This window comes from Humibacter sp., assembly GCF_035547335.1.
GTDB lineage: Bacteria > Actinomycetota > Actinomycetes > Actinomycetales > Microbacteriaceae > Humibacter.
In genome coordinates, this window is record NZ_DASZVF010000059.1 from 1 (window position 1) to 1,872 (window position 1,872).

A 1,872-nucleotide genomic window follows, 5' to 3' on the forward strand; every position below is an offset into this window, starting at 1 on the left:
CGGCGCTCGACGAGGGCGACCGACAAGCCGCGGCTGGCCGCGTCGAGGGCGACACCGGCACCCGTCACGCCGCCGCCGACGACGAGTACGTCGACGACCTCACCCGCAGCCAGTGCGTCGAGATCGCGCTGCCGCCGCTCGGCGGTGAGGTAGGTGTCGCCGGGGATCGTGCTCACGGCCGCAACCATCCGTCCAGGCCGACGCCGAGCTCATCGAGGGCTCGATCCCGTCCGACGTCGTCGAGCAACCGTGCAGACACGACGAACGGCAGCACCGCGACCAGGGCACTCGTCGCCATCACCTCGGGGTCCCCTTTGCGGATCGAGCCGTCGCGATGACCGGCGGCGATCAGACCCTGCACGTGCTCGATGGCGAACCGCTGCGTCGAGCCGAGCCGCTCCGTCAGGTACGGCAGCAGCAGGTCGGGGTCGACGTCGATCACCCGCCGGAACAGCGGCTCCTCGGGCAGCCGCCGCGCGACGTCGACGGTCATCGCGACCAGGCGACCGCGCGCGGTGCGTTTGCGGGCGGCGCGGGACTCGGCCTCGAGCAGCAGCGCGGCGAAGTCCCGGGTCATCACCGTCAGGATGAGCGTCTCCACGTCGGGCACCATCCGGTAGAGCGTCATCCGGCTGACCCCTGCCCGGCGCGCGACGTCGGTCAGCGTCGTGCGCCGTACCCCGACGGCGAGCACCGAGTCGCGGACTGCCGAAGCGATCTCGACAGGAACCGGGCTTGTCGCCGCTCCGGACACCCAGCCCGGACGTGTCTCGGAGCTAGTGTGACGTTGTGACGTCATATGTCACACTGTAGCGCATGGTGCTCACCGACCCGGACAACGGATCCTCCTGGACCTCGTGGGGTGCGACGCGGCCGGAGCTGCCGGACTCGGCGCGGTCGATGCTGCGCGACCTGCTCGGCGACCTCACGCCGAGCCGGCCCGGCGCGATCGAGCAGGCTCAGCTCCCGCCGTCGCGTCTCACCGCAGCACTGCGCAAGTCGCTCGCGGGAGCGGTAGGCGAGTCACGCGTGCTCACCGACGACATCACCCGCGCCCGCCACGCGGGCGGGCAGGCATACGCGGACCTGGTGCGCCGCCGCCGGGGGGACGCGTCGGACGCGCCCGACGTCATCGTGCGGCCCGGCTCAGCAGAGCAGGTGGCCGAGGTGCTGGCGATCTGCAGCAAGGCCCGCGTTGCCGTCGTCCCGTGGGGCGGCGGGACGAGTGTCGTCGGGGGGTTGTCGGCGATCGACGGCGGGCTGAAGGCCGTCGTCGCGCTCGACCTGTGCCGCCTCGACCAGCTGCTGGGCGTGGATGCGGTCTCGCGCACCGCGACCTTCCAACCCGGCATCCGCACGCCGGCTGCGGAGGCCGCACTGGCCGAGCACGGACTATCTCTCGGTCACGTGCCGCAGAGCTTCGAGCGCGCCTCGATCGGCGGCTATGTCGTGACGCGCTCCTCGGGTCAGGGGTCGGCCGGGCGGGGGCGAATCGACGACATGGTCCTCGGCGTACGGATGGCCACGCCGCGCGGTGAGATCGTGCTGCCGGTCATGCCCGGCAGCGCCGCCGGGCCCGACCTGCGGCGCCTGGTGCTCGGCTCCGAGGGGACGCTCGGCGTGGTCACCGAGGTCACGCTGCGGGTGCGGCCCATCCCGAAGACGACGCACTTCGAGGGGTGGGTGGCGCGCAGCTGGGAGGACGGGACGCGCATCCTTCGTGCGCTCGCACAAGACGGGCCGAGGCCGGACGTGCTGCGGCTGTCCGACGAGGACGAGACGCGGATCTCACTTGCCTTGTCAGGGACGGAGGGTGCGAAGAAGCGAGCCATGGACAGCTGGCTGAGGCTGCGCGGCGTCTCCGGCGGGTGC

At 72.3% G+C, this 1,872-nt stretch carries 3 protein-coding genes; 1 reads left to right on the top strand and 2 read right to left on the bottom strand.

All coding sequences use genetic code 11. The features are described 5' to 3' along the window. Positions 1-188: FAD-dependent oxidoreductase (locus VHB92_RS12815; protein WP_325454149.1), on the bottom strand; the 188-nt coding region annotated here is incomplete at its 3' end. Next, positions 173-799 carry a TetR/AcrR family transcriptional regulator gene (locus VHB92_RS12820; protein WP_325454150.1) on the bottom strand — a complete coding sequence of 209 codons (627 nt, stop codon included), beginning with the start codon at positions 797-799 and terminating at the stop codon, positions 173-175. The genes VHB92_RS12815 and VHB92_RS12820, both read right to left, overlap by 16 nt. Before the next feature lie 17 nt (positions 800-816). Between VHB92_RS12820 and VHB92_RS12825 the strand changes: the two genes are divergently transcribed. Then, a partial coding sequence (locus tag VHB92_RS12825) for an FAD-binding oxidoreductase (RefSeq protein ID WP_325454151.1) occupies positions 817-1,872 on the top strand: 1,056 nt, incomplete at its 3' end.